The organism is Butyrivibrio hungatei (assembly GCF_001858005.1).
GTDB classification, from domain to species: Bacteria; Bacillota; Clostridia; order Lachnospirales; family Lachnospiraceae; genus Butyrivibrio; species Butyrivibrio hungatei.
Genome location: NZ_CP017831.1, coordinates 963189 through 982032, shown reverse-complemented (window position 1 = coordinate 982032; position 18844 = coordinate 963189). Strand labels below are relative to the sequence as shown.

The window sequence follows — 18844 nt, the reverse complement described above, 5'->3', positions numbered from 1 at the left end:
ATTTATGCCTCCAAGAAGTCGTAAGTCTCTTTTTCTGCAGCAAGGATAGCTGCCACATCAGGATTTTCTATTTTCTTGTGATGTCTCATAGCTTCCTCGATCATATCATAGATCTGAAGATATCTGATATCCCCCTTCAAAAATCTGCGAACTGCCATCTCATTTGCAGCATTAAATACTGTAGGCATGCTGCCGCCGGCATAAGCAGCATCAAAGGCAAGCTTAAGTCCTCTAAAGGTGTCAGTGTCAGGCTTTTCAAAAGTAAGACTTCCAAGTTCAAAGAGATCAAGTCTCTTTTCAGCCATAGGTCTTCTGTCCGGGTAAAAAAGTGCGTACTGGATAGGAAGCTTCATATCAGGCACACCAAGCTGCGCCATAACAGCTCCATCGCAGTACTGAACTGCACTATGAATAATGCTCTGAGGATGTATCAGAACCTGAATATTATCAAGTGATACATCAAAGAGCCATCTTGCCTCCATTACTTCAAGTCCTTTATTAACTAAAGATGAAGAATCAATAGTAACCTTTGGTCCCATATCCCAGTTTGGATGCTTAAGTGCGTCCGCAGCTGTCATGCTCTCAAGTTCACTTCTTTTTTTACCTCTAAATGGGCCGCCACTGGCTGTCAAAAGAATCTTCTCTACCTTATCTTTAGGCTCACCATTCATAGACTGGAAAATTGCGCTATGCTCACTATCTACTGGAAGGATCTTAACTCCCATCTTTGCAGCAAGTGGCATGATGATATGGCCTGCGCACACAAGTGTCTCTTTATTGGCAAGAGCAATATCTTTGCCGCTCTCAATAGCTCTGATAGTAGGCTTAATACCGATCATACCTACAACAGCTGTAAGTACAGTGTCTGCTTCCGGAACAGAAACAATTTCCAAAAGACCTTCCATTCCTCCGTAAACCTTTACATCAAGGTCAGCAAGTCTGTCTTTCATGTCCTTTGCAGCATTCTCATCAAACATGCAGACATACTTCGGCTTAAATTCTCTGACCTGCTTCTCAACAGCATCTACACTCCTATTGGCAGCAAGTCCCACTACCTCAAGTTCAGTATTATTATTTCTAACTACATCTAAAGTCTGGGTTCCAATTGAACCAGTAGAGCCCAAAAGTACTATTTTTCTCTTCATAAAATAACCTATCCTTAAAAAAATAAACTACCTCTTACTATACCACTTAGGAGCTTTTTTTCCTATACAAAGAACTATTTCAATTCACAAGGCTAAATGCTTGCTGGTGGGGAAGAGGCTGTAGAGCTTAAATTGAAGTGATATTACATGCAATAAAAAAAGAAGTGATCAGAAAACTGATCACTTCTTTTTTATTGCATAAGTGGAAATAGCACTGCTGCTAAAAAGTATACGCAAGGAATTACAAATATTACACTGTCAAAACGATCCATTATACCGCCGTGACCAGGAATGATCTTGCCATAGTCCTTGATCTCATGATCTCTCTTGATTCCTGAAGCAAGCAGATCACCAAGCTGAGCTATGATACTTCCTACGAATGTTATAATCACAAGCACAAAGATGACTGCTTTATCATGAGTTGCATTTACATAAAGCACATAACCAAATATTGCTCCCACAATCACAGAACCTAGAATTCCTCCAATTGAGCCTTCTATAGTCTTCTTTGGGGAAAGAACAGGTGCCAGCTTATGCTTACCGAAAGCCCTTCCTGCAAAATATGCGCAAGTGTCACATACCCAGGCAATAAAAGGAATCCAAGCAAAGTACTGCCCATAAGGTCTCATTCTAAGCAGGTATACAAAAGACATACTGACAGGGGCATAAACGAAGCAGAAAAATGCTGCCACCGCCTGAACTGACTTGAACTTAGGAAAACTAAGCACATAGCATACCATTATTAGAAAGAAAGCAAACAAGATAGAAAAGACAAAATACTTATGACTCTTTACAAGTATCATCTGTACGTAGTGAACAATGATCGACGCATAGCCACAAGCTTCCAGTGCATTAACTTTCTTGTTGTCCTCATGAACCCCTGTTGCTCTTGTGAGTTCAAAATAGCTGATAAATGAAACTATTGTCAGAACCGCTGCCAACAGATATCCCCCAGGAATAAGCACTCCAGCAAGTACCAGGGCAATAACGATTCCACTAATAACTCTTGTCTTCAATATTTAGTCCTAGCCTTATTATCTTTAGATCTGATCTGTCTTGAGGCCGCCAAACTTGCGGGTTCTCTTGCTGTAAGCTTCTACAGCTTTGAGCAGCTCAGCCTTATTAAAATCTGGCCATGCCACAGGAGTAAAGTAAAACTCCGTATAAGCACACTGCCATAGCAGATAATTGGAAATTCTCTGCTCATTACATGTTCTGATAAGAAGATCTGGATCAGGAAGATAGTTTGTATCAAGGTTCTCAGCGATCATCTTCTCAGATATATCCTCTGGGAGAACCTCTCCTGCCTTGACCTTCTCTGCAATCTTTCTAACTGAACGTGTAATTTCATCTCTACTGCCGTAGTTAATGGCAATAGTAAATGTAAGACCTGTATTGCCAGCGGTTGCCTCTTCAAGTTCACCAATAGCTTTCTGGATGTCATCTGAAAGAGCACTGCGCTCACCGATAACTCGGCAGCGCACATTGTTTTTCATTGACTTCTTGATACTGGTCTTTAAGTAATTACGCAAGATCGTCATAAGGGCAGAAACCTCTGCCTCAGGGCGAGTCCAGTTTTCTGTTGAAAATGCATAAACTGTAAGATACTTGATACCGATGTCTCTGGCATCTACCAAGATATCCTCAACAGCTTTAGCTCCCTGCATGTGTCCGTAATTTCGAGGCATTCCCTTTTCCTTGGCCCACCTTCCATTACCATCCAAGATGATAGCCACATGCTCAGGTACATTCATAACTTCTTCCATAGCTTATACCGTCATGATCTCTTTATTCTTTTCTTCAATAGCTGCATCAATATCCTTGATGAACTTGTCAGTGAGTTTCTGAAGTTCCTCGTTAAGATCATTGATCTCATCCTCAGAAACATCTGAGCCCTTAAGCTTCTTTAACGCATCGTTACCGTCACGTCTTACGTTTCTAACTGCAACCTTAGCGTCCTCACCCTTCTTACGGATATCCTTAGCAAGCTGTTTTCTGCGTTCCTCAGTAAGCTCTGGGAAAACAAGTCTGATGATAGCACCATCATTACTTGGAGTGATACCAAGCTCTGATGTCATAAGTGCTTTCTCAATATCCTTAATAAGAGCCTTGTCCCAAGGTGCGATCTGAATGATCCTAGCCTCTGGAACAGAAATGTTACCAACCTGATTAAGTGGTGTTGGTGTACCATAGTAATCTACCTTGATTTTATCAAGTACGTGTGGATTAGCTCTTCCAGCACGGATAGAAGCAAGATCCTCCTTAAGAAAGTCGAAGGATTTCTGCATTTTTTCGCTATATTCTTTTAATTTCTCGTTCATACCTATTCCTCCTTAAAATTCCAATCATTAGTCAACAGTAACTGTTGTTCCATTGAAATTTCCATCTGCTGCCTTCACAATGCTGTTTTCTTCCTGAAGAGAAAATACTCTCATAGGAACCTTATTGTCTCTTGCAAGGATAGAAGCTGTCATATCTACTACCTGAAGATTCTGAGCAACTACATCATCGATTGAAATAGTGTCATATCTCTTAGCATTTGGGTTCTTGGCTGGATCGCTGTCATATACTCCGTCGATTGCCTTAGCAAGAAGGAGGTAATCAGCCTCTACCTCAATAGCCCTTAAAACAACTCCTGTATCAGTTGAGAAATATGGATGACCTGTGCCGCCTGCAAAGAATACAACCATACCCTTTTCGAAATACTTGTTTGCTCGATCCTTTGAAAAGAGCTTTGTAAATGATCCACATTCAAAAGGAGTAAGGATGTTAGTCATCATACCTTCACTTCTGAATATTTCTGATACATAGATACAATTCATGATTGTAGCAAGCATGCCAATCTGATCAGCCTTAACGCGATCAATGTTCTCGCTGGTTCTACCTCTCCAGAAATTGCCGCCACCGATAACGATACCTACCTGTGTTCCCTTATCAGTAAGCTGCTTGACCTGAAGTGCTACCTTTCTTACGGTTTCTTCATCGAAGCCTGTTTTTTTATCACCAGCAAGCGCTTCTCCGCTGAGTTTTAATAATACTCTCATAATATCTCCATTTTACTTGATAAAAATTACTTATTCTTAAGTCCTTCGAAGAACTCTGATGGATTAACATCAGCATATGCCTGTGAGCACATACCTTCGATAACAGCACCATTGTTGATCTGTACTGACTGAGACTTGATGTTACCCATTACGATAGCTGTTGTATCAAGAACAACTGGTCCGTGAACGTCGATGTCGCCCTTAACAGCACCTGCGATAACTGCGCTTGATCCAAAGATGTTACCAACGATAACTGTGCTCTGGCCAACCTTTACGCTACCCTTACTCTTAACTTCACCTGTGATTCTTGCTGCCTCAGCATAAATCTCTGCTGCTTCTGAATCACCTGTGATCTCACCTGTTACATTAAGTTTTCCAAGGCACTGGATGTTACCTGTAACCTTTCCTACAAGATCAAGTGATCCTGTTGTCTGAATGTCACCATTAATGACCATTCCTTCAGTAATGCTAGCTGTTTCATCTGTTGGTGTCTGCTGTTCGAATTCCATATTCTCTTCCCCCCCATAATTAGTTGTTGTATCTGATACATTGCTCTCTGCAATGTACTCATCAATGTGCTGTGAATTGATAGCTTCAATTGCACTCTTAGGTTCCTCAAATGCTGTCTCAACAGCTGTCTGCTCTTCGATCTTCTGCTCGAGTTCTTCGATCTCTGCAACCTCGTCTTCAGCTTCCTTAGCTGGTTCCTCTACAGTCTCTTCAACCGGAGACTCCTCTGGCTCAACTGTCTCAGGTTCATCTGCAACTGACTCATCAACTATCTCTTCTACTTTTTCTACTTCCTCTGATACCTTCTCTTCATCCTCTGCAGATCCGATATCATCAAGTTTAATATCATCAAGACGATTCAACATGCTGTCGATATCGACCTTCTCAGGTCTTAACTCTTTTGCAGAATCTTCTTTCTGATTTTCTTTATCAAGATTGTCTGCTTCTGCAAGCTTATCTTCTGGCATGAGTGTATTTACAGCCTGAGATAGATCGCTCTTTAACTCAGAAAAAAATCCCATCCTGACATCCTCCATTCATACTTTCTAGATTATTTTTTGATATGTTGAACCGGTAACGTATCCTCAGTTATCGGTACTATCACTGTGTCATCCATTGCCTGGATCGCTTCTATGATCTCAGGTAATGCCTCAACTGTGTACTTCTTGTCAGCCGCGTCATGCATGAGCACTACGCAATGCTTGTACTTAGGTATATTACTTATGATGTTGTTGTAGACTGTTTCCTTTGTAGCCCCTGCCTTGTCATCATTGGCAGATACATTCCAGTCAAAATATGTTACGCCTTGTTCATCAAGAAATTTCTCATACTCTGCTATATCATCCTTGATGACCTTATTGGAACTTCCACCAGGGAATCTGTAAAATATGGAATCAACATCCGTCGTATCATACAAAAAGATCTTGATCTTCTTGAAATCATCTTTGAAAGAATCAAGTGACGCATATATATCTTTGTAACTGTGACTATAGGAGTGCATACCAAGAGTATGTCCCTCATCCACAATTCGCTTATATAAATCTGTATACTTGGAATCTGGCTTGCCACAAACAAAGAAGGTAGCTTGGACACCATACTGATCTAATATATCAAGTATCTCTCCAGTTGAAGAGCTAGGGCCATCATCAAAAGTAAGATAGACATACCTCGTCCCCTCAATATCTTCAGGGTTCTGAGCTCCGCTGGTATTGGCAACACCATAATCCCACTGGATTTCGCCGTACTCAGCGCTTGTATCTCCTCCACTATCTCCCGAATCCGAAGCCGCTAAAATGGACTTCTCATCGCCATATCTGTCTCTGTACCAATTAAGGTCAGCTTCACTTTTCTCGTATTTGGTCCTAAGTCTGTCGTATCTGACAGCTAATATCAAACAAATGCACGTAGGAATCAGGCAAGCAGCAACTACAGTAAAAACAATCGCTCTTCGTAACTTTTGTATCTTTTTACTGTAAACTTTCTTTTGCTTTCTCTCTCCAGTTCCTGACGCCATTACTACAAATCTCTTTCAAAAATAGTGTATAACCAGTGTATAGTATAGCATAGTTTTTCTCATTATAAAAGCCAATCCAGAAGGATTGGCCTTAACTTTTTTTCACTAAAAAGCTCGTTAATTTCTAGCTGAAGCATACGTTAAAATGTAATTATCATAGTCCTTGGTATTGTACCCCAAGATCTGAGAATTGGTACTGCCTCCGTAGAAGGTATAGCCATAATCAGCGATGTTGACTGCATCAAAACCGACTGCTCTTCCGTTCTTCATAAAAACAGTCCTGACGCCAACTCCCTGAATATCACTCTCAGAATAGTTTGTAGCACTAACTTCCAGGTACCTGTCATTCCTGCTGGCATCTACAGATATCATAGAATATGAGCATTTGTCGGTCGTTCTTACATCAAATGAATAGTCATAGTCTGAGGCTGCGTCAATATCTTCGTTTAGGAACTGGCCATATAATATAAACTGCTGACCGTTTCTGACAGCATCTAAATAATCATGAACCTTGGAAAGAACATTTCCATTTCCATCGATTGCTACAAAATCCGATGAAATAGCGATATCTTCACCAGTTTCGTTAGTAGCAACTAAAATATAGTAAGTACACCAGCCGTAAATATCAGGTACAAGATACTCTTCATCAATTCTTATTCCTTCTGCCTTTTCTTCGGCAGCATATACAACTGCAGATGGAGTCACACAATGATTCACATTTAAAAGAAATGCTATAGACATTCCCAATGTGACAGCTAAAGAAAGAAATTGTTTTCTCATAAATATTCCTCCACCAACAAAAGATTTTTTGTGTGTAAGAATATTATCTTAGAAATAACGATTTTTTTCGATAGGTCAGGAGTATATTTAATCCTTTTTTAAGCTTTCTAAAAAAAGAATTAACCTCAGTGTTTATGCAGGATACAGTACCCTCCAAGGTGCTCGCTTGAGTACGAATCTGCGTTATGAAATGCCTCAAATTCTGACTCAGTCAAAACAAAAACCGCATTATCTGCATCTGCATTATCTATATCTTGTGGTAGCCCAAAAATGAAGTTTCCAAAGCTATCTGCGACTCTGAATTCTCCATAGGGATCCTTGTAATTAACTGTCTTATAGAACCTGTTAACATCGTAATCATTGTAATAAAGGGCCAGCATAAATGGAGCTGATAAGCCGTCATAGGTTGAATATATAGGTCTTTCATCTCCTGCTATCTCATAGGCTCTTTCAATGGCTTCACCGTAACCTGGCATGAAGAGATTGCCAGTCACATTGTTGTAGTCAAGGAAGTAGTCCTTAGAAAAAGATATGGCAGCAAACAGCAAAAGAACCGGGATAACCACAAACACCCTGGCAGTCCTCTCAAGAACAAAACCAAAGCCCTTAACAAAGAAGTAGATAAGCGGAAGGAACATCATTACCATCCTGCTGATATCAGTCACTATCACTAGCGCCATGATAAAGCACGCGATCAGCATTGAAAGCCAAACAAAGTCGATAGCTCTTTTCTCTGCAGAGTCCTTGCTTTTCTTTGAAAAGACATCCTTAAAAGTCACATATATCCCAATGAATGTGATAGGAAATGTGAACTCAAAGAGCGTTGCATAGCCTGGAATAAAGTGGCACAGCATATCTGTGTCATCTCCGATAGTAATAACCTTGAAAAACACCTTGAGATTATCAAACAGATTTGCTGGAAGTGAGGAATCAAGTGCAATAAACACCTCTCCGCTTCTGGATGCTGTAAATCTATTGATGGTAAAATGCTCTGCAAACACTTCTGGAAGTCCCAGATAATTGACCATGTAAAAAATAAGAAGTGGCAGGAACACCACTAAAAATACAGTTCCAGAAGCTATGAGCTGCTTAAGGTTCAAAAGCTTATTCTTTAGGCAAAAGATACAAAGAAGAAGCAGGTGAACTGGCACAACGATAGTAGCTGATCCATAGCTATACATACAGATAGCGTAGGCTATAGCGCTCAGCACATAGACATAGGTCTTTTTGGTCCTGATACCAAGCATGAAAAGATACATTGCAATGCACATATTAAGTGGCATGATATTAGCATCAAGGCTCCACCTTGAAAGGATCACATGCCACGGACATACAGCGAGGAAAAATGCTGCAAAAAGTGAGATCATATTCTTGTGGGTAGCTTTCGCATTATCTGTCAGCTCTTTTACCACGAGATAAAACAAAAACACAGTGATGATACCTGAAATAACAGGAAGCAGCCTGAGTTTAACAACTCCGCTTCCAAAAAGCCTGATACTAATGGCATTAAGGTAGATCATAAGCGGACTTCCACCGCCGCACCCCCAGGTAATAGGATAAACAGGAAAAGGATATCCATTTCTGTCTATTCCGTATGTTGCAAGGCTATAAGCCTCATAGCCAAGTGATGCTTCGTCCTGATGAAGGCCATATGGAATAGCTCCCAATCTGTAGAGTCTTAAAAAAGCAGCAACAAACATGATCACTGCTAAGATGATCGTCGTTGCCCTGGCAGAAAGATCCTTCATATTGTTTTTTTTGCAAATAATTACAGCTGCTGCACCGGTAAAGATGCATGCAGCTGTAGCTATATAATTGTAGTAATCAATTATTCTCATGTTTTATCTCGCATTCATTGCTGCGTTCCAATCAGCAATCCCCATAAGTGCAGCAGATTTCTGAATATAAGCACCTGCGTTTGGTCCATTCATCTGCTGATAATATTCAAAAGCAAGCTTTCTTGAGCCATCCTGCCTTGTAAGACCTACTGCAAGTCCCTGGGATACTTCCAAAGGATAATCGGTCTGTCTGTTAAATGCAATGAGCTTGATGTATTGGTTGGTTGCAACTCTCTGATAAGCATATACGATTGCTGCAGCCTGAGCCTCTTCTCCCTGAGTTGATGAGTAACCAACCTCTGTTAAGAGAATAGGTCTGACAGCACCCTTCGAATTTCTCATAGCCGGCTGGCACATGTAATCTGTCAGCTGCTCAATATTCTCCATTGAAAGATATGGAGTGTCAATACTATGAGTAGTCATAGCCGCTGTTGTTGCATTCTTTGGTGTCCAGAAGCTTGTCCATGTCATTGGATAGTTGTATGGATGCTCTGCAAGGGCCCAGTCAATGTTACCCTGCGCTGTAATACAGGAGTTGATCGCTTCAAGGGTAGCTCTTGCTGAGTAGTAGCTTCCTGGATTGTGGATATGTGTCCAGTTCTGATCAAGACTCACACATACATAGGCATTGGCATTTCTGCTCTTAATAGCATTGTAGCATACTCTGAGTTCATCTGCGTAGAGCTGAGCATAAGTCATAAGATCTGAAACTCCTGAATAATTCCAGATATTCTTGGCATTGACCTCATTACCAATTACCCAGTTATCAACCTGTCCCTGGCCATTTGCTCCGTTATATCTAAAGGCAAGATAAGAAACAACTGCTTCTAAGTACTCAAGTCCCTTATCCTCTGAAGTGTTCATCATATAGTATGTAGCTCTTCCACCTCTTGAGCTAGGTGAGATCATAAACTCTTCTCCTGCTGCTCTTGGGTTTAAAAGAACCATCGTAACGCCCATGCCCTGCTGAGTGCATGTTCTGACGCAGTGGTCATACTGGCTAAGGTAAGATGAATCAAAATAATAGGTCTTACCATTGTATTCATAGATAACCTGTCCGTTACCGCCGATAACATCTTCCAGGTTGATGTTGTAAGCAGCCTGCTGAACACCAAGCTGCGAAGCCTCTGTGTTGCCGTTACCGATCTTGGCGCCGTCAAGGATAAGGCCTTTTTTACCATTGTTCTTACGAGCTGGTGAATTAGAAGCAAGAGCCTCAGGGTTGGTGATATAGCGAGCTCCAGTTACAGGAACGTAAGCTCCACCCTGAAGGACAGCTACCTGAAACTTGTCATAGAGATGACATGAAGTTGTCTTGTTTCCAAGTGGAATTGAGAATGTGGCATTGGCCCCAAGTGGCACTGATGCTACCGGCGCACCTGCAACGGTTCCCTGATAGACTTTTTCTGCAAAAAGATAATACTTGCCATCATCACTGGCTGGTATGTCAGAAGCAGATACTGTAACTACTACGTTCTCTCCTGCAATTGAAGCTGATCCAATAGAGACAGCTCCTGTTCCTGCTGCATAGCTTGTAGTACCTGTTAGAGAAAAGACACTTAGAACTACAATTGCACCAATAAGTGCGTAAGAAAGTGCTGAAAAGATTTTCTTTGTCATAAGTAACCCCGCATAAAAAATTTATCAAAGATTTGATAGTAATATTAATAATATCTGCTGAAAAATCAGTAGTCAACCTTCATTAAACAAAGGCCTTCTGGCGGTGCTGTTGGTCCAGCTTTCTGCCTGTCACAGGCTTCCAGGATGCCCTTGATATCTGAAACAGGGATGTTGCCATAACCAACTTCCAACAAAGTACCTGTCAGGATTCTGACCATGTTCTGCAAAAAGCCATTTCCATGGAAATAGAATCTGATATAGTTACCGCTCTCTTCTATGTTGATAGCATCAACGCATCTTACCGTTGACTTCTTCATTTTCTTGTTCCCGCAAAAGCTCTTAAAATCATGAGTGCCAATAAGCAAAAGAGCTGCTTCACGCATCTTATCTACATCAGGCTTTTCTTCAAGAACAAGAACATATTTCCTGTCAAACACTGGCTTGGAAGTACCATACCAACATGTATATCGGTAGGTCTTACCAAGGGCATTATATCTGGCATGGAATCTCTCTGAACAAGCCCTTACCTCATTGACACTGATGTCTTCAGGAAGATATTTGTTCATATATTCCTGAATCTCATCCTCAGTCATGTCTGTGTCAAGAACAACGCTTGCTACCATGCCTCTTGCGTGGACTCCTGCATCTGTCCTGCCTGAGCCATTCACGTTTACCGGATCATCATCCGGAGCATTTGTCATCTTAGTGAGGACACTTTCAAGCTTCCCCTGAATTGTCATTTCTTTATTTGGTTGACGTTCCCATCCATAGAACCTGGTTCCGTCATAGCTTATCTGCAATTTATAATTTCTTTTCATGGATTTCCTTTCAAGAGTAGCGTAATAACGCTAGCTATATATATAACATATTTAACGGCATTAGGGTAGACAAATATTTATTCTGATGATAAACTAGGACACGTTGTTCAAAAGAAATAACGTCAGTTCGAAACCTTCCTGACGCTAAACAAAACTAAAGGAGATTTTATGCGCAACACAAAGGTTATTTTCATCACTCAGGCTGCAGTAATAGCAGCTCTTTATGTCGTATTGACATTACTCGCAAACTCACTTGGACTTGCAAACTATGCTATTCAGGTGCGTTTCTCAGAGGCACTTACTATTCTGCCTTATTTCACACCAGCAGCTATCCCAGGGCTTTTCCTTGGCTGCATCATCAGTAACACACTTACCGGATGCATGCTTTTAGATACTGTATTTGGTTCAATAGCTACTTTGATCGGAGCAATGGTTACTTACTTTATTGCCCATGGTTTTAAAGAGCCATCCGATGTCGGTTTCTACAAGGGAAACTGCGCCATCAAATGGCTTGCACCTATTCCTCCAATCGTAGCAAATATGATCGTTGTTCCTCAGGTTCTCATTCATGTATATGAATTCCCTGGAACACTTCTTTATTTCACTCTTACAGTAGGCGCTGGAGAATTTTTCTCATGCTTTGTACTTGGAATGCTTCTTATCTTTGCTTTAGAGCCTAGAAAATACGCTGTTTTCAGACAGACACTATAATTTATCATCCAAGGGCCACATCAAGAGCCATCATTACTGTAAATCCGAGGGCGAACATGATAACTCCAATGTTAGAATGTTCGCCTTCTGACATTTCTGGAATAAGTTCCTCAACAACCACATACATCATAGCTCCAGCGGCAAAACTCAGGAAATAAGGCATATATGGTACAAGAAGCGGTGCTGCAATTATTGTCAAAAGAGCTCCAACAGGCTCAACTGCACCTGATAACATACCATACAAAAATGCCTTTCCTTTGCTGGCACCTTCCGCTCTAAGTGGCATTGAGATAATAGCTCCTTCAGGGAAATTCTGGATTGCTATACCAAGAGCAAGGGCAAGGGCTCCTCCTGCTGTGATCTCGGCTTTACCTGTAACAAATCCTGCATATACAACACCTACTGCCATTCCCTCTGGAATATTGTGAAGCGTGACAGCAAGAACCATCATTGTGATCCTTTTAAATTTGCTGTGAACACCTTCTGCCTTATCAGCATGCATATGAAGATGAGGAATCAGGCAGTCGAGGCATAACAGGAACAATATACCTATCCAGAAACCTATAAATGACGGAAGAAATGCCAGTCGTCCCATGCCTGAACTTTCCTCCATTGCAGGAATTATAAGGCTCCAGATGGAAGCTGCCACCATGACACCACTTGCAAAGCCTGTGAGAGATTTTTCCAGCTGTTTGTTCATTTCTTTTTTCATAAAGAACACGCCGGCAGATCCAAGTGTTGTACCCAGGAAAGGGATAAGTAGTCCCTGTAAAACTGTCATATTCATGATCATTCACCTCTTTTTCAAATGTCTTTTAACAGATCCAACAAGCAATCTGCGATGACATCACAAGCAGCCAATTTATACTCCAACCTGTTTTCTTTAGGTGCTACTTCAAAGCGCTTAAAATATATGTCCTTTGTGGTACAGATAGCAAAAAATACTGTTCCGGGAACACTGTCGTTATTGGCAGGATCTACGTTTCCCATAGTTCCTGTAACTCCTATCGCTATATCTGCATCATAGGCTTTTCTAGCCTCTTTTGCCATAGAGACCGCAGTTTCTTCTGAATATACGCCATATTTTTCTATTATCTCTTTTGGAACCCCTTGCTTTATCTTGGCTTCATTACTGTATGTAACAAAAGCCCCCTTCATAACGGCAGAGGATCCTTCTGTGTCGGTAAGTAGGGAAGCTATCTGACCGGAGGTGCAGCTTTCCATGGTAGTGATAGTAAGCCCTCTCTCAATCAGCTTAAGGGTTATCTGATTGTATTTTTCTCGAACATTCATAGATCTCTCCATCTAATAAACCAGCTTTTGAATTATAGTTCCAACTCACAGTATAATTATAGTAAACTTATATTTAGAATAACTCAGTTTTAGGAGGCGCAAAAGTGGAAGCATTAAGCGGTAATTCTTTTTATTTTGATTTTGAAGTACGACTTATGGAGTTTTTGCAAAATGCCCTTGGAGAAAGGTTTATTTCCTTCATATCCTTTTTCTCAGCCTTTGGCGAAGAACTCCTTTTGATCTTGATCCTAGGCTTTGTATACTGGTGCTATGACAAAAAATTCGGCATCTATGTAGGCACAAACGTCATGATCGGTATCGTTTTAAATCCTATGATCAAAAATATCTTTTGGAGACGCAGACCATATTTCGACAACTCTGGTATCAAATGCCTAAGACCGGTTGATTCTGAATCTGACATCTACGATATCGCAGGACAGGGCTTTTCTTTTCCAAGTGGACATTCCACAAACTCAGTAACTTCCTACGGTTCTCTTGCAAGATACAAAAAGAATAAGATACTTACTACTCTGGCATTTATCTTCCCTCTTGTTGTAGGCTTTTCAAGAATTGTTGTAGGCGTCCACTACCCGACTGATGTCCTTTGCGGATGGCTCCTTGGTCTTGCTATCATATTCATAGTTCCAAAGATCCTCAAAAAAGCTGGTGAAAAGAACCGATGGATCGTTTTTCTTTTCATTTTCCTTTTCTGCTGTATCGGACTTTTTTACTGCAAGACTTCTGATTACTTTACAGGCCTTGGACTTATGGGGGGCTTCTTTGTTGCCGTAGAATATGAAAAGAAATTTGTAAACTTTGAAGAAACAAGAAATCCCATTCTTTGCCTTACAAGAGTATTGGGAGGGGGAATTCTCTATCTTGCTCTCAACTCCCTGTTAAAGCTTCCATTTAACCCTGACTTCCTTACCTCAGGTACTTTCGTTGCAGGAATGGTAAGGTTTGTCAGGTATGGTATCGTTATATTTGTATGCGTTGGCGCTTATCCCTATCTTTTTAGATTTGAAAAGAAATTATTTAAGTAAGCCTGCCATTACAAATACAAGTGGTGAATTCCAGTAGATAGTGATCTCATTAAGTGAATAGCAGTCAACGTGATCGTAGTAGCACTTCATAGGCGCTGAACCAGCCGGAACCTCTTTGGCCCTCTCATCCTGAAGGCCAACGTTAGGCCCTCCTGAAACAAGGCCAGGCCATGGCTCTTCGATGTCATCCACTGCTGTTGGGCGCAAATGAGGGTTCCTAAAGGCTTTCTCACCATTTCCGGTCACATAACTAACATCCATGCTGTTGCAGCCAAGAAGGTAGTCAATACCTGCTGTGACAGCATTTTTATATTCTTCTTTTGATGTGATCTCTGTATCTGTAACAGTCAGTATCATGAGATACTTAAGTAGCTCCATGTTACTGCCCCAGATAAAGTCCTTAGCTTCCATGCAAAGGCCAAAGCCATTCTTTTTGCCATTGGCAACAAGTCTGTCTGCCTCGCCTGCAAATCTCTTTTTGATCTCATCTGTAAGGGCATTATCTTCATTCTTTAAAAGAACTGATAATGAGCCAAGGCCTGCTACCTCTGCCCAGCCAAGGCATGTAAATACATCACCCTGATAGCCCTTGGATGTAGCATTCTTGTCAAAGGCTTCAAGCCTTTCCTTCTGAGTGAGTGCGTCTTCGTAATAATCTTTTTCACCAGTCACTTCGTAAAGAGAAGCTGCTGCCCAGAATCTATTTGAGATATCCTCCGCCTCTCCGTACTCACCAGTGTTTGAGCCTTCAGCGTTCTTAAAGAGTTTCTCTTCCGGGTTTTCTTTTAGCCAGTTGTAAGCTCTTTTGGCATCTGATAAAAGAGTTTCTGCATATGCCTTGTCATAGTCCTTGTAAATGCTGCTGGCAAGGGCAAATACAGCTGCAATATCTGCTGTAGCCATGGATGAAACAGGGAATAAGAAAAGCTCGCCCTTATCATCTTCTGGCATCAAAAATGGAGCGTGACAAAATGTAGTTACTTTGTGCCAAACTGAGCCGTTTTCCCTTTGCATCTTTTTAAGGAAATCAAGCTCCACCTTAACTTCTGCAAGGATGTCAGGGAGTGTGCCATTATCACACTTAACTTCAGGAATGTTGAATTTAACATCCAAAAGATTTTTGTAAAATCTAACGCCATAAAGAATATGTGCTACAGCCACAGCCCCTGCTGTTGAATATCTTCCGTAATCACCAGCATCATGCCAGCCTCCTGTAACATCAACAGGATCTACATCCTCGCCGTAAACTGTTGCCTTGGTCATATGGCATGGCTTGTGATAATATTCACCAGCGTATTCTTTGGTAAGGGCATCGCCGCAGCGAAGGAAATAAAAGCATTTGCAGATATCCTTCATAAGCTTGTCATATACATTATCGCCAATAGCGAATGTCACAGACTCAGCGTCTCCTGAAAAGAGCTTGTATGTACCCTCTTTTGTAAGCTCGCTAAAATCTGCTACTGATACATCTTCACCAGAGATCTCATCTGTACCAAAGTGCTGAACTTTTCCAGAAAAGACGCTCTCGCCTTTATCATTTTTGATCTGAAAGTCAGCTGCCTTAAAATCAAGGACTGCTTTCTTTGCTGAATTCTTAATAAATCCCACCTGATTAAGTAATACTTTTGCCATACCATTTCCCTCCAACTTTTGTCTCGTGTCTTTTATCTTAAGTCCTAGTAAATATCATAACATAGGGTCTGTAACAACTGCATCTATAAGCTCTGTCATCATTTCCTTTGGATAGAACTTATTGCCCGAAATATCTGCCTTTGGAACATCATACTGAACATGGAGAAGATGCTGCTTGGTCTTTTCTATGTCTTCTGCCCTTAGGTAATCTTCAAAGTCTACTGGTTTTGACTGTTCTAGAAGGCTCATTATCTCTTTAGTATTTTCGCTGTTTTGATGAAGCCACTGATCAAGGAGCCTTGCCTCTGGATAATAGTTTTCCCTAAACTCTTGGGTAGTCATTTGGGGAATGTACTTCTTTTGAAGCGCTCTCCACACCAGAACATCATTGCAGTAATCAGTCCAGCAGTGCACGCAGATTCCTAGTAAAAAAGCTCTTTTCACAGGGTCAGGTTCTTTTATAGCATATTTGTCACGAAACTCTGCAATATTACTCTTCCACCTGTCATAATCATCAGTATCACTCCAGGTCCCGCAACCTTCAAAGAGATGAGTGTGAATCTTTTCTTCTACAAGATAAGGATCTCTAAAATGCACCGAGTCCGGAGCTACTGAGCCTAAGATAAATTGCTCTTTACCTTCAGTTATATCGAGTTTGTCTATTAACCTATAGGCTATTTCCATATGTACCATCTGAAGTGCCATGTTACTGTTCTCCTAAGTATTCAAAGCTTATTCCGTCATCCTGTGATACATATCGTCCCGACGGGTATTTATCAAGTTCTTCGCTATAATAATCTCCAGACCACGGACTCTGACCAGCAAGTAAATAAAGCTTACCATCTTCTTTCCAGACCTTCTCAGGAATCACAAATGGATTATAAATGGTTCCATCTGAAAGCTTTATCTGGGCTGATGGGTAATTTACTATGGTGAAAGTCTTGCCTCTATCATCGGTTCTATAAAGCATTCCCTCGTCACCACCGCTATAGGTAAGGCAGGCAAATCCCAGATCTGAATCATCAATAAACTCTATCCACGCAGCCTGTCCTCCTGATCCACGATATGGATCTGAATTGACCAATGTGTATGTCTCCCCGCCATCTGTAGTCTTGACCAGCATGTAATAGCTACTGCCTGCTGCCCTGTCAATCGGCATCATACAATAGATGGTGCCATCTTTTGCCTCATAAGTGCAATCTGGCTCATTATCAAATGTAAGTATCTCATCTTCTGTAGGCTCTTCAACATACTGCATAGAACCATACTCATCATAATTCTGGTTATAATCTGCTGTTGATAACCTTTCATCAATGAATGTATAAAGAGCTTCATAAAGGGTGTCTCTGTCATAATCAGCGCTAACGTAGGAAACCAGCGGGAATTCTTCTGTGAGTGATGGCATCTCCACTTTGAACACCTGATATAGCCACGGTGCCTCATTGTATGGTACTTGTTCTAAGCACTCCTCTATCCAATCGCAGATGTTTTCGCAGTAGTAAGATAAATCCTGATATCCATTTTCTTCAATAGTTGGAACTTTAGTAAATCCAAGCTTGTTGATTGCACAAGACTTCTTTTCCCACGTAGCTAGTCTCTGAAATTTCTCTGGATATGTAGTGTCTGTCACGTAAACGAATTTCTTTAATTTCACATAGTCCCTTAAATATGGAACTCCAAATACCATGAATAAACCAAATAAAACTATAGATAATGCAAGTATTATCTTGCCCCAAGGTGTCTTTTTCATAAGTCTTTTATGCCTTAAATCCTCTCTCTTCATCAATGAGCCATAGGGACGGGGTTTGTGGCTCATTTTATTTCATTAAGCATATATTCTGCGTAGCTCTTAGCTAGTTCAAAGTCGTATTTTTCTTTGCTATTCTCTGCATACTCACTCAGCGCAGATTTAATCAGTGTATGATACTCTGTGGGAACATTATCCAAAGCCCACTCTCCACCTTCCTTCTTGGAAAGGATCAGTTCTTCTTTCTTATAAGCTAGTACCCTAGCTAGATTGAGCGTGATGTACATGGTGTTATCCACAATATCTTCCCCAGCTTCTGCTATATCGTCCCATATTGAAGCCATATAATCAGCCTTTGGAACTTCAGCAAAAACTTCCTCAATTGGAAGTCCCCAGAGGCACTTACCTCTTTTAGTTATTATTGTAAAATGTGCCGCAATATCTGTGTCTTCGCCCTTCATCTTCTGAATGTAATCCTCTGGATTATCATTGTACCAGCCAAGATGTGCTACAGAGAAGTGTAGTTCAAATGGCGTTGGATATACAAAAGGTTTGCAAATAGCTTTTGTAACAATGCTCATTTCAATGCCCTTTGCTGGAGCCATCTTATTAAGCTCCACTATCATATCCATAAAACTGCGCTTAGTACCATCAGTCATTGGCTCATTTACTACAACTATCAGGTCTAGGTCGCTTTTTTCTGGATTAAAGCAACCCATAACGGCTGAACCGTGCAGGTAAATACCTGTCAGATTATCTTTTATTATTTCTTGGGATTTTATTATGAATTCTTGTAATAGTCTTTCCATTCTAGTATTCTCCCCATTTTCAACAAAATAAAAAGACATGTGCTTCATTACGAAACACATGTCTATATCTTACCATAGTCAAGCCTTTGAGGCACTTCTCAATTGCAGATGGCTAAACATCTATCACAAGTCCATAGAGATATCTAATCTTCTAAACCAAACGGTTCATCCCTTCTAAAATGATAAAGAAAAAGAACGAGCAACCCGCACACTGTAACATGATCCGCGGTAAAAACCCGTTCCCAAAGAATCTATTCTTATTCAGCAGCATCTATCAGGATCTTGACATTATCCGCTGTATAAACACATAGCTGTGTTTTATAAAAAACATTTGGATGGGC

General features: G+C 40.8%; 19 protein-coding genes. 2 read left to right on the top strand and 17 right to left on the bottom strand.

Translation table 11 applies throughout. The annotated features are described in order from the left end of the window. Window positions 1-2: 2 nt before the first annotated feature. The 11 genes from bhn_RS04785 to truA all read right to left on the bottom strand — a co-directional run bounded on the left by bhn_RS04785 (window position 3) and on the right by truA (window position 11268). Window positions 3-1145: a 1-deoxy-D-xylulose-5-phosphate reductoisomerase gene (locus tag bhn_RS04785; protein ID WP_071175616.1), complete on the bottom strand. Its 1143-nt coding sequence runs from the start codon at window positions 1143-1145 to the stop codon at window positions 3-5. 191 nt (window positions 1146-1336) lie between these two features. Further along, on the bottom strand, window positions 1337-2161 hold the full coding sequence (locus bhn_RS04780) for a phosphatidate cytidylyltransferase (protein WP_083385723.1): 825 nt from the start codon (window positions 2159-2161) through the stop codon (window positions 1337-1339). A 24-nt stretch (window positions 2162-2185) separates the two neighbouring features. Further along, on the bottom strand, window positions 2186-2899 hold the full coding sequence (locus bhn_RS04775) for an isoprenyl transferase (protein WP_071177434.1): 714 nt from the start codon (window positions 2897-2899) through the stop codon (window positions 2186-2188). Window positions 2900-2914: 15 nt separating this feature from the next. Beyond that, a complete protein-coding gene (gene frr / locus bhn_RS04770; RefSeq protein ID WP_071175614.1) occupies window positions 2915-3466 on the bottom strand; it encodes a ribosome recycling factor in 552 nt (183 codons plus the stop codon). A gap of 27 nt (window positions 3467-3493) precedes the next feature. After that, on the bottom strand, window positions 3494-4189 hold the full coding sequence (gene pyrH / locus bhn_RS04765; protein WP_071175613.1) for a UMP kinase: 696 nt from the start codon (window positions 4187-4189) through the stop codon (window positions 3494-3496). Window positions 4190-4215: 26 nt separating this feature from the next. Beyond that, on the bottom strand, window positions 4216-5220 hold the full coding sequence (locus bhn_RS04760) for a polymer-forming cytoskeletal protein (RefSeq protein ID WP_071175612.1): 1005 nt from the start codon (window positions 5218-5220) through the stop codon (window positions 4216-4218). A 29-nt stretch (window positions 5221-5249) separates the two neighbouring features. After that, on the bottom strand, window positions 5250-6212 hold the full coding sequence (locus tag bhn_RS04755) for a polysaccharide deacetylase family protein (RefSeq protein ID WP_071175611.1): 963 nt from the start codon (window positions 6210-6212) through the stop codon (window positions 5250-5252). Between the two features lie 117 nt (window positions 6213-6329). Beyond that, window positions 6330-6992, bottom strand: a complete 663-nt coding sequence (locus tag bhn_RS04750; protein WP_071175610.1) for a hypothetical protein — start codon at window positions 6990-6992, stop codon at window positions 6330-6332. 125 nt (window positions 6993-7117) lie between these two features. Continuing rightward, window positions 7118-8830, bottom strand: coding sequence for an ArnT family glycosyltransferase (locus bhn_RS04745; protein ID WP_071175609.1), 1713 nt, complete (start codon window positions 8828-8830; stop codon window positions 7118-7120). 3 nt (window positions 8831-8833) lie between these two features. Continuing rightward, window positions 8834-10450, bottom strand: coding sequence for a DUF5722 domain-containing protein (locus bhn_RS04740; RefSeq protein ID WP_071175608.1), 1617 nt, complete (start codon window positions 10448-10450; stop codon window positions 8834-8836). Between the two features lie 65 nt (window positions 10451-10515). Next, entirely contained in the window at window positions 10516-11268 is a 753-nt protein-coding gene (gene truA / locus bhn_RS04735) for a tRNA pseudouridine(38-40) synthase TruA (protein ID WP_071175607.1), read from the bottom strand. Between the two features lie 168 nt (window positions 11269-11436). Between truA and bhn_RS04730 the strand changes: the two genes are divergently transcribed. After that, entirely contained in the window at window positions 11437-11979 is a 543-nt protein-coding gene (locus bhn_RS04730) for a QueT transporter family protein (RefSeq protein WP_071175606.1), read from the top strand. Between the two features lie 4 nt (window positions 11980-11983). Here bhn_RS04730 and bhn_RS04725 read toward each other — a convergent pair whose 3' ends face one another. Together bhn_RS04725 and bhn_RS04720 are read right to left on the bottom strand one after the other, a co-directional pair. After that, entirely contained in the window at window positions 11984-12766 is a 783-nt protein-coding gene (locus bhn_RS04725; RefSeq protein ID WP_071175605.1) for a ZIP family metal transporter, read from the bottom strand. Between the two features lie 17 nt (window positions 12767-12783). After that, window positions 12784-13272, bottom strand: coding sequence for a CinA family protein (locus tag bhn_RS04720; protein ID WP_236845963.1), 489 nt, complete (start codon window positions 13270-13272; stop codon window positions 12784-12786). Window positions 13273-13376: 104 nt separating this feature from the next. On the opposite strand from bhn_RS04720, the gene bhn_RS04715 reads away from it, so the two are divergent. Then, window positions 13377-14315, top strand: a complete 939-nt coding sequence (locus bhn_RS04715; protein ID WP_071175603.1) for a phosphatase PAP2 family protein — start codon at window positions 13377-13379, stop codon at window positions 14313-14315. Here the strand turns inward: bhn_RS04715 and bhn_RS04710 are convergent. Genes bhn_RS04710 through bhn_RS04695 form a run of 4 tightly spaced genes read right to left on the bottom strand, consistent with a single transcriptional unit; the run spans window position 14304 to window position 18503 of the window. Then, a complete protein-coding gene (locus bhn_RS04710; RefSeq protein WP_071175602.1) occupies window positions 14304-15947 on the bottom strand; it encodes a glycoside hydrolase family 9 protein in 1644 nt (547 codons plus the stop codon). The genes bhn_RS04715 and bhn_RS04710 overlap by 12 nt on opposite strands. A gap of 54 nt (window positions 15948-16001) precedes the next feature. Then, the gene (locus tag bhn_RS04705; protein ID WP_071175601.1) at window positions 16002-16652 is read right to left on the bottom strand and encodes a zinc dependent phospholipase C family protein; all 651 of its coding nucleotides are present in this window, start codon (window positions 16650-16652) and stop codon (window positions 16002-16004) included. Window position 16653: 1 nt separating this feature from the next. Continuing rightward, window positions 16654-17730, bottom strand: coding sequence for a WD40/YVTN/BNR-like repeat-containing protein (locus tag bhn_RS04700; RefSeq protein ID WP_148661917.1), 1077 nt, complete (start codon window positions 17728-17730; stop codon window positions 16654-16656). A gap of 29 nt (window positions 17731-17759) precedes the next feature. After that, entirely contained in the window at window positions 17760-18503 is a 744-nt protein-coding gene (locus bhn_RS04695) for an aminoglycoside adenylyltransferase domain-containing protein (protein WP_071175599.1), read from the bottom strand. Between the last annotated feature and the right edge of the window lie 341 nt (window positions 18504-18844).

Bases quoted from the DNA above. Each gene is read 5' to 3' on its own strand.
- pyrH (WP_071175613.1), bottom strand. From the start codon at position 4,189: ATGAGAGTATTATTAAAACTCAGCGGAGAAGCGCTTGCTGGTGATAAA.
- truA (WP_071175607.1), bottom strand. From the start codon at position 11,268: ATGAAAAGAAATTATAAATTGCAGATAAGCTATGACGGAACCAGGTTC.
- bhn_RS04705 (WP_071175601.1), bottom strand. From the start codon at position 16,652: ATGGCACTTCAGATGGTACATATGGAAATAGCCTATAGGTTAATAGAC.
- bhn_RS04760 (WP_071175612.1), bottom strand. From the start codon at position 5,220: ATGGGATTTTTTTCTGAGTTAAAGAGCGATCTATCTCAGGCTGTAAAT.
- bhn_RS04710 (WP_071175602.1), bottom strand. From the start codon at position 15,947: ATGGCAAAAGTATTACTTAATCAGGTGGGATTTATTAAGAATTCAGCA.
- bhn_RS04700 (WP_148661917.1), bottom strand. From the start codon at position 17,730: ATGAAGAGAGAGGATTTAAGGCATAAAAGACTTATGAAAAAGACACCT.
- bhn_RS04785 (WP_071175616.1), bottom strand. From the start codon at position 1,145: ATGAAGAGAAAAATAGTACTTTTGGGCTCTACTGGTTCAATTGGAACC.
- bhn_RS04730 (WP_071175606.1), top strand. From the start codon at position 11,437: ATGCGCAACACAAAGGTTATTTTCATCACTCAGGCTGCAGTAATAGCA.
- bhn_RS04695 (WP_071175599.1), bottom strand. From the start codon at position 18,503: ATGGAAAGACTATTACAAGAATTCATAATAAAATCCCAAGAAATAATA.
- bhn_RS04745 (WP_071175609.1), bottom strand. From the start codon at position 8,830: ATGAGAATAATTGATTACTACAATTATATAGCTACAGCTGCATGCATC.
- bhn_RS04740 (WP_071175608.1), bottom strand. From the start codon at position 10,450: ATGACAAAGAAAATCTTTTCAGCACTTTCTTACGCACTTATTGGTGCA.
- bhn_RS04750 (WP_071175610.1), bottom strand. From the start codon at position 6,992: ATGAGAAAACAATTTCTTTCTTTAGCTGTCACATTGGGAATGTCTATA.
- bhn_RS04755 (WP_071175611.1), bottom strand. From the start codon at position 6,212: ATGGCGTCAGGAACTGGAGAGAGAAAGCAAAAGAAAGTTTACAGTAAA.
- bhn_RS04775 (WP_071177434.1), bottom strand. From the start codon at position 2,899: ATGAATGTACCTGAGCATGTGGCTATCATCTTGGATGGTAATGGAAGG.
- bhn_RS04725 (WP_071175605.1), bottom strand. From the start codon at position 12,766: ATGAATATGACAGTTTTACAGGGACTACTTATCCCTTTCCTGGGTACA.
- frr (WP_071175614.1), bottom strand. From the start codon at position 3,466: ATGAACGAGAAATTAAAAGAATATAGCGAAAAAATGCAGAAATCCTTC.
- bhn_RS04720 (WP_236845963.1), bottom strand. From the start codon at position 13,272: ATGAATGTTCGAGAAAAATACAATCAGATAACCCTTAAGCTGATTGAG.